The organism is Plectonema radiosum NIES-515 (genome assembly GCF_025753815.1).
Lineage (GTDB): Bacteria > Cyanobacteriota > Cyanobacteriia > Cyanobacteriales > Nostocaceae > Hassallia > Hassallia radiosum_A.
In genome coordinates, this window is the sequence record NZ_JAOWRF010000388.1 from 19,332 (window position 1) to 28,010 (window position 8,679).

Below are 8,679 nucleotides of genomic sequence, written 5' to 3' on the forward strand. Positions count from 1 at the left end.
GTTATTTTGATTCTAACTTCCATAAAGGTATATTACGCCGCCTTCTTAGTGGGCAAAATAAAGAGATTTACTATTGTAAGCGATCGCTACAATAGCTTTCAAGAAGTAATTTAGTAGCTTTGAGCAAAATGATTTTGCGGTAATACTTACATTTTTTTCTTTTTCTCTGCTGATAGTGGCAAGCATAGGGATAACAACCAAAAATCCCTAATGATTAATAATTATTGGGTGAAGATTGGGCAAAATAAATTAGAATCAAAGTTCCGAATAGTACCAAATACAAAAGTAAATATACTAATCGCTTTTTTTGATTCAACTTTCAAAACCGTATATATACTTACTTTTCCCAGGGATAGCTATTACACCCGATTGTAGTTCCATTCAAGTCGAATTTTTTATGTCAGACCCCAACATTGGTCGTTACTTGTGCAAACGTTACCAACTTCAGGAGTTAATTGGTACTGGAGCAATGGGTCGGGTTTATCGTGCTAAAGATGTTTTGTTGGGAGGTGTACCTGTTGCCGTTAAATTTCTCGCTTTATCAATTCAAAATGAAAAAATGGGATTGCAAGATCGCTTTGAGCAAGAAGCAAAAACTTGTGCTTTAGTCGGGCAAAAAAGCATCCACATTGTTCGCGTGATGGATTATGGGGTAGATGAGAATAATACCCCGTTCTACGTTATGGAATACCTGCAAGGAAAAAACTTGAGCCATGTCATTCGTAACCAACAGATGACTTTACCAAGTTTCTTAAGTATGACGCGGCAAATCTGCTTGGGGTTGCAGTGTGCTCATAATGGTATTTTAGTTGATGGTAAAGTCTGCCCAATTATCCACCGGGATATTAAACCCAGCAACATGGTGGTGATTACTGACCCTAGTTTTGGCGAGTTAGTCAAGATTCTCGATTTTGGAATTGCTAAGTTATTACAATCAGATAGCAATCATACTAACTACTATTTAGGTACGCTGGCTTATTCTTCTCCAGAACAAATGGAGGGCAAAGAACTTGATAACCGCTCAGATATTTATAGTTTGGGGGTCATGATGTTTGAAATGCTTACGGGCAAAATGCCTCTAGCCGCACCAACACACTCTTTTGGAGCATGGTATAAAGTACATCACTATCAACAACCGCGTTCTTTCAGTGAATTAGCTCCCAAAAACTTAGTACCAAAAGAGTTGGAGAATTTGATTATGAGTTGTCTAGCCAAAACAGTTAATTCGCGTCCCCAAAATATCAGTGAAATCCTCAAAGTTTTGGCATCTTTAGAACAAAGTTACAGTCTTCGGACTCAGCAAGATATCCAAGCTTCAATTAAAGCGCTTACAGTTCTAGAGCCTAAGACTAAGGTAGATTCGCGCTTATCCTCCTCAACCGATGAACTGGCTCGCGTTATTTCTTGGCCCCAAAATAAACCGAATGCCGATATTGTTTTTCCCCAACCCGTCCATGTCAATGGCAATATTTGTCCGGCTCTGTGGATAATGTTACCCAAACAGGAAATTGAAAATCGCTTAATTTGTACTCGTTACAATCAATTTCTTTTCATTACTTCTGGGCACCCGATGCTGCTGTGGATTACGGTCATCTACAACCGCAAACATGGTGCTAAATGGCTGCCTTATTATCTCGACCTCAAAACAAGTGTTGGTCAAGAAATTACCCGCTTACTAGGTAATACAGGTCACTATCGGCTTTTGTTCTTTGCACGGGAGGCTCCCCATAGTTGTGCTCATATCCAACTTTCAACCATCGCCCCCACCCAACGCCAACGGCTTCAAAAATGGGTAACAATTAGCACCACTATTGTGTCATCTGTCGATCCGCAAGTTAGTAAAAATTTACTCAAAAACGAGTATGAAAAAATTAAGCCGCAAATTTTGGCAAAGCTGGAAGTAATTGATACAGATTCTCCCTTCGACCTTTGCGACGAAGTTTCAATCTGACTGAATATTAATTTTTGTTAACAAAATATGTAAGAAGCAAGATATCGTTATAAAAAATATAAATAGTGAAGTTAAAAATCGACGAGTGCAAACTGTGGTTGGATCTACGCAAGATTTGCTTGAATTGAGAATTAAGCGAATCAATGCAAGTAAAAACGTGTAATCTTGACTATGGGCGCTGGAAAACAAATGTAATGAATTTATTGAATTCACTGCAAAGCTAACGGAAAAACTACAATCAGTTGAAACTACATACTTGATGTACTTGTAATACTTTTCTGGTTGAGTTTTCGCTCTTTTAATTGTGTGATTGGAATTGCAATCTCGAGTTGACGCCCCAAACATCCCCAGCTTTTTTCCTCCTTGGAACCGAGCAAGAGAAGGAGGTCGCCCACTGCGACACGAGAACTACTCTATGCCATAGCGGAACCGGAATCTAAGCCCCACTGATGCTTGAGAAGCTCTTTATAAGTTGCTTCACGCACTACCATTTGTTCGTAAAGCTTAACCAAAAAGTCTTGAGCTTGTTCGTGGCTCATGTGCTGCACTTGAGTAGCAAAAGAGCGGATGTTGAATTGCTGTTCGAGGGATAATTCGATTGGCTGACTCATAATTAACTCCAAAAGACAACGGATACAGGTTATGTCGTTTACAGAAGCCCTAATCGGTTAGTAGATGGACATCAAACTGTCGTCCATTTGTTCCTCCGTATTAAAAAAGATAACAATTGTTTGACAGATTGACCATATACCAAGTTAGGTATTTTGGGGGTGATTTATCTTGCATCTACACCTGCTGATATATAATCCAAGTCTGTTGAAGCAGATTTCGGAAATATTCACTCTTTGTGCTGGTAGCAATGGTACAACTTCCTTTTTTTTCCGGGAAAGGGGACGATTAAAGGCTGTAATCGTGAATTATATTCGCTATACCAGAGAAAGTGCAAGATGTCAATTAACAAAATTAGATAAATCTAGCCTCTGAAGTAAATCCAGAGGCTAAATTTATTTGTATCAAGTTGTAAAGAAAAAAAAAGCTCAAGCTGAACAAAATGCTGAGTATATGTACTTGGAAAGAGTTAAGAGTGAGGAGTGAGGAATTAAAACTCCAAACTCCAAACTCCAAACTCCAAACTCCAAACTCCAAACTCCAAACTCCAAACTCCAAACTCCTAACTCCAAACTCCAAACTCCAAACTCCAAACTCCAAACTCCAAACTCCAAACTCCTAACTCTCTTAATCGAGTGCGACGATGACAATGGTGATATTATCGTGTCCGCCATGCTCTTTTGCGGCTTCAACTAAAGCGATCGCAGCTTTGTCAATTAAAGGGCTTTCTTGGAGGTAATAAGCAATTTTTTCATCGATCAGCTCTTCTGTCAGACCGTCACTGCACAATACCAAGCGATCGCCTGATTGAATATCCAATTGTCTGACATCAACTTGATGCAAGTCGTCACGCCCCAAACAGCGCGATAATACATGACGAAAGGGATGAGTGCGGGCTTCATCTGGGGTGATGTCACCAACTTTAATTGCTCGTGCTACCCAGGTATGGTCTTCAGTTACCTGGGCTAATTTGGAATCGCGGAAACGGTACAATCTCGAATCGCCTACGTGAGCTGCCCAAGGTGGTTCTCCAGAGCGAAAAATCACCGCTACAACCGTTGTCCCCATGTCAGCCCGTTCTTGGTGATCTTGCTGATCGTGCAAAATCGCATCATTGGCTTGGTTTAAAGCTGACTCTAGCAATTCTGGGCAAGGCTTAGAAGAATCCCAATTTGCTGACAAATATGCCTTAATTTGCCCAATAGCAATCCGACTTGCTTCTTCACCTCCCGCATGACCACCCATACCATCAGCAACTAGAAAAAATCGCCCTTCTGGGTCAATATAGTAAGCATCCTGGTTATTAGAACGAATAAGTCCGGGGTCACTAACACCGGTAAAGTTAAGTTTCATAAAATTTTGCAACCAACAATTAATACATACGGTCATTACGGTCGAGGCGTAAGAGCAGGCGAATCAGCAATACTGAGACTCCCGCAGCAATTAAACCAGGAAGGAGTGCTAACCATACATAGCTATGATTCACTAAGAGAATCGTAGCAGAAACAGTAAATCCACTGATAATCAGAGCATAGCTTATTCCTAGTTGAATATTGCTTTGTCGGCGCAGCAGGCGATCTGTTTCCGGCGATCGCACGCGTACCCGCACATCCCCGCGTTCCAGCTTCTCTAGTGTATCTTCTAATCTACGTGGTAGTCCCAATGCGGTACTACTGACTTGAGCTGCTTGCCGACTTAATTCGTTGAGAAAACTATTGCCATCATTACCATTCATATTCGTCATCAGCTGCATTGCATATGGTTTGGCAACTTCCATAAAGTTAAAATCGGGGTCTAAACCCTTACCGACTCCCTCTAAAGTAGAGAAAGCCCGCATGACAAATGTGAAAGTTGCGGGAAATCTAAATGGCTGATCGTAAGCTATTTCATAAAGATCGTCACTAATTGACGCCACAGACTGATTCTCAAAGGGCTGATCCATGAAATGATCCAGCATATACTGGACACTTCGCCGCACAGGTCCCATATCATCGACTGCTGCTAATGCTCCCAAATCGATGAGAGACTTAACAACGCGATCGCCATCTTTAGAAGCAATCCCAAACAACGTCTCCATCAGTCCATCACGAATGTTGGACTTAATCCGCCCCATCATCCCGAAATCGTAGAAAATCAAAGAACCATCCGGACTGACAGCAATATTGCCAGGGTGCGGATCGGCATGGAAAAAGCCATTATCCAGCAACTGATGCAGATAAGCTTCAGCCCCTTGACGAGCCACAGCTTTGCGGTCTATACCCGCAGCTTCTAAAGCTTCGTATTGACTTATTTTAATACCTGGGAGATACTCTAGAGTCAGCACTCGCGGCGAAGCGTAGCGCCAGTAAACTCGCGGCACCTTCACCCAATCGTAGCTGCGAAAATTGCGGCGAAAAGTATCGGCATTGCGACCTTCATTGAGATAATCAACTTCTTCCCAAAGAATGCGGCAACACTCTTCATAAATACCGAGCCAATCTCGTCCGCGTCCCCATTTTGGATGATTTTGAAAGTAACGCGTAATGCCCTTGAGAATTTTTAAATCAATTTCAAAAAGCTTTTTGAGTCCAGGACGTTGTACCTTAACAACAACAGATTCCCCGGAATGCAACACAGCTTTATGAACTTGTCCCAAACTAGCAGCAGCTAAAGGAATCGGCTCAAAACTGTGAAAGAGTTCGGGAATTTTCTTACCTAGCTCTTCTGAGATAATCGCTTCTACCTTCTCATAGCTAAATGCCGGCACTTTGTCTTGTAACTTTGCCAGTTCCTCGACATATTCGACCGGGAATATATCAGCACGAGTCGAAAAAAGTTGCCCAACTTTAATAAAAGTTGGACCCAAATCTAACAGGGTAGTGCGAATCCAAATCGCTTGTGCCTTGCGTCTGGCTGCTTGCTTTGTCTCACTCACTCCACCTGAATAACTCCAAGATTTGTTGTAGAGCCAAAGCCTGAGCATCAACGTCAAGACAAAACCCCAAATGTCTACAAAGCGCCGTCTACTAGAGTAGTTATCGCGATTCCAACGGTATGCTTGATCTGAATAACCCTTTTCCATATGCCGTGTATACCGCTGGTTTTTGACTGAATTACCAGGAAGAAAAGACACTCTGATTCCTAAACTGTTTTTAATAATTGTTAGTGGTTAGTTGTTGAATTGTTAGTTGTTCTACTAACTCCTAACTCCTAACTCCTAACTCCTAACTCCTAACTCCTAACTTCTAACTCCTACCCAGCAAAATTGCTGCGATATCGTTGCAATTCGGTTCGCAACAGAGCAATATCCGCTCGCAGTTCATCAATCGTTGCTTGCACATCAACTGAAGTAGAACCAGTTTGGGTGCTTCCTGTAGTGTATGTACCAGCACCAGCTGCATCTGCTGCTTGATTTGCCCGCTCTAGAACTTCTTCTGTAAAGGAGCGCAGGTGCTCTTTAGCTTCGGCATCAAATTTACCAAGTTCACTCAAAGCGTCGGTTATAGCGACTTCTACACGCTCATTCAGGATTTCCGCTACCGCTCTACCAACGAAAAATGCTTGCACAAGGGGGTTACTCATAAATTTTTGTTACGCTCATCCGCAAGAGAATTATAGCTTGCCTGTCTGCTTTACTGCTTCTGCTTTTAGTACTGGGCTTTGATGAAAGCGACATCTACCAATGGGTACAGCCTAATTTATGCTTAAGTATGCCTCGGTTGTCGCACAGGGTGAACTTGCCTCTGACTAAAAACCTGGGATTGCTCCACTTTTTTGGGAGATTACCGGAAAAAATGACAGATAAGAGCGATCGCCAATCACTTCGTCTCAGTGGCATTATTTATTGTTCCTGTCCATTAATTCTTGATAATACTCCTCAAATTCACTGCGTAATAACCCTATATTATGATACAAGATTCATCATATTATTATCAAACCATATTAATGCTACAAAAGTGCGACTAAGAAAATAGCATACCAGAAAGACTTAAATTAATTTTTCAATAAGCAACAATAGGTAAAAAGAGCAGCAAGAATAAAATGGCAACAGGAATACCTAATATAAATGGTGATAAAAATAAAAAACATAACTCCAATATTTTTTTAATTATTCAGCGTTTAGTTAAAGTAACTGAACCTATAGGAGATTTCGTTAATGGAAACGGCACTACTAAACATGAACAAAAATGCTTGATAGCTCTAGATCGAATTTTACGTACTGGTTTGGATTTATATATTGAAGAAACATCTGAATTAGAGTTAATACGTGATAGTGTTATCGCAGACTGGGATAGTAAACTCAACTTTCAAGCCAGTTTCTTGTAAACCTATCATCAAGCATTTTTAAGGTACATACCATTACTCTGCCATCACCATAACTTTCTAAGCTAGCATAATCATTCCACATAGAACCTAAAAGTAAACGGGGACTATCATTTAGAAAAAATATTTTTAGATGATAATGTTGCAATAAAAACTATTCAATAGAAGCGCGAGCGCATATAATTTGTTGTTTTTTATATCTAGATGATATTATTTTAACTTAAACAAAGCAAGAAATTATTTATATGCTTTACAAAGCAAACATTATTATCGAAAAAGATGAGGATGGATATTGTGCTTATTGTCCAGAACTTCCAGGTTGCCAATCTCAAGGAGATTCTCTAGAAGAGGTAAGAGAAAATATCTTTGAAGCAGTTGAACTTTATCTAGAAACTTTATCAGAGTCAGAAAAACAGGCACTTGTAAACTCCAAGATAGTCAATGTCATGTTTAATAACGTTGCAACAAAAACTCTTCAGCAGAAGCGCGATCGCTTACAACTCCATCCAATGTAGCAGCAAGCAAATCATCCAACATTTCCCGAAACTGCGGTCCCGGTTTATACCCCAACTTCCTTAAATCATTTCCATTCAAAATCGGCTGAATGTTAGCCCATACTGTCAAATATTGCCAAATTTTCCGCCTTACTACTCGCTTACTTCGCACGGCAATTAAAATTAACATTGGTAAGTCATACTTTCGCAACAACTGCACTACTTGACTGGGACGCTGGAAAGTTGGTAATGATGTCATCACCTCAGTTTCAGCCGATGTTAATTTTTCTAACCTTTTGATGCTATCTTCTTGTAATTGCAGATTTTTTGCTACTTTACCGCGATATTCTGGTATTAAGTGCGAAATTATAGCTTCTAAACGCATTGAAGAGTGAATCAGACTTTGCTCAGTGTCAAATCGTCGCAAACAGCGTTCTAATAAACGTAATTGCCGCAACAATTCTTCATCTAACTTTAGTGTAGGATGAATGCATTGCAATGCTCCTAAATTGTCGAGTAACTCCAACGCAGCTTTCCAATAAGGCGCCTCTAAGATATGCTTTAATTCGGCTTTGAGTCGAGTTTGTAAAGCCGGAGTTTTGCTATTTTGTTGTGCCGTGCGATCGTAAATGCCACTGTTAATCGCATAACGAATATATGCTTCAGTTTGTGGTTCAAATTGAAAGCCAAAGCGCACAGCAAAGCGAACACCGCGATAAATTCGTGTCGGATCTTCGATAAAACTGTTGACGTGTAAAACGCGAATTTGCTTTGCTTGTAAATCTAACAAACCGCCAAAGAAATCGAGTAATTCACCAGCGCGGGGAGAAGTTAATCGTAGCGCGATCGCATTAATCGTAAAATCTCGTCTATACAAATCTTGACGAATCGAACTCGCTTCTACTTCCGGATTCGCCGCCGGATAAGGATAAAATTCAGTTCTAGCGGTGGCAATATCCACCCATAACGAATTCAATTCTGGGTCATTATGCCACAGCAAAGCCGCAGTTTGAAAAGCACCATGAATTTCTAAACGTGCAGTCGAATAATCTCGTTGTAACGATGAAGCTAATTCTACACCAGCACCAACTTCTGCTGATTTATGAAAGCCATCAACTACCATGTCAATATCTTTAATCATCAAAGCACTTGCGGATTCTTCAGCTAATAGCAAATCCCGCACCGCACCCCCAACCAAATAAAGATGCCAACCGCGTTTTTCTGCCTCTTTTGATGCTATGGTAAGTAACTTCCAAAGTTGTGGCGCAAGTTTATCTTGTAATTCAGAAAGCTTAAAATTACTTTCCCCCCCTCTCCCCTTCC

8 protein-coding genes are annotated in these 8,679 nt (G+C 40.7%); 3 read left to right on the top strand and 5 right to left on the bottom strand.

The genetic code is table 11. The features are described from left to right. The first annotated feature begins 397 nt into the window (after positions 1–397). Complete coding sequence (locus tag OGM63_RS27360) at positions 398–1,951, top strand: serine/threonine-protein kinase (RefSeq protein WP_263748879.1); 1,554 nt, start codon at positions 398–400, stop codon at positions 1,949–1,951. Between the two features lie 413 nt (positions 1,952–2,364). Here the strand turns inward: OGM63_RS27360 and OGM63_RS27365 are convergent, their stop codons facing one another. The 4 genes from OGM63_RS27365 to OGM63_RS27380 form a co-directional block, all read right to left on the bottom strand. Next, positions 2,365–2,562, bottom strand: a complete 198-nt coding sequence (locus tag OGM63_RS27365) for an NblA/ycf18 family protein (RefSeq protein WP_029633700.1) — start codon at positions 2,560–2,562, stop codon at positions 2,365–2,367. Positions 2,563–3,187: 625 nt separating this feature from the next. After that, the gene (locus tag OGM63_RS27370; RefSeq protein WP_263748880.1) at positions 3,188–3,913 is read right to left on the bottom strand and encodes a Stp1/IreP family PP2C-type Ser/Thr phosphatase; all 726 of its coding nucleotides are present in this window, start codon (positions 3,911–3,913) and stop codon (positions 3,188–3,190) included. Between the two features lie 19 nt (positions 3,914–3,932). Then, a complete protein-coding gene (locus OGM63_RS27375; protein ID WP_263748881.1) occupies positions 3,933–5,621 on the bottom strand; it encodes an ABC1 kinase family protein in 1,689 nt (562 codons plus the stop codon). Positions 5,622–5,791: 170 nt separating this feature from the next. Then, on the bottom strand, positions 5,792–6,121 hold the full coding sequence (locus OGM63_RS27380; RefSeq protein WP_263748882.1) for a DUF6825 family protein: 330 nt from the start codon (positions 6,119–6,121) through the stop codon (positions 5,792–5,794). A 459-nt stretch (positions 6,122–6,580) separates the two neighbouring features. On the opposite strand from OGM63_RS27380, the gene OGM63_RS27385 reads away from it, so the two are divergent. Together OGM63_RS27385 and OGM63_RS27390 are read left to right on the top strand one after the other, a co-directional pair. After that, positions 6,581–6,865 (top strand): hypothetical protein, encoded by a 285-nt coding sequence (locus OGM63_RS27385; protein ID WP_263748883.1) that lies wholly within the window; start codon positions 6,581–6,583, stop codon positions 6,863–6,865. 242 nt (positions 6,866–7,107) lie between these two features. Beyond that, entirely contained in the window at positions 7,108–7,377 is a 270-nt protein-coding gene (locus OGM63_RS27390) for a type II toxin-antitoxin system HicB family antitoxin (protein ID WP_263748884.1), read from the top strand. On the opposite strand, the gene OGM63_RS27395 is transcribed toward OGM63_RS27390, so the two are convergent. Then, positions 7,313–8,679: CCA tRNA nucleotidyltransferase (locus OGM63_RS27395; RefSeq protein WP_263748885.1), on the bottom strand; the 1,367-nt coding region annotated here is incomplete at its 5' end. The two genes, OGM63_RS27390 and OGM63_RS27395, sit on opposite strands and share 65 nt — an antisense overlap.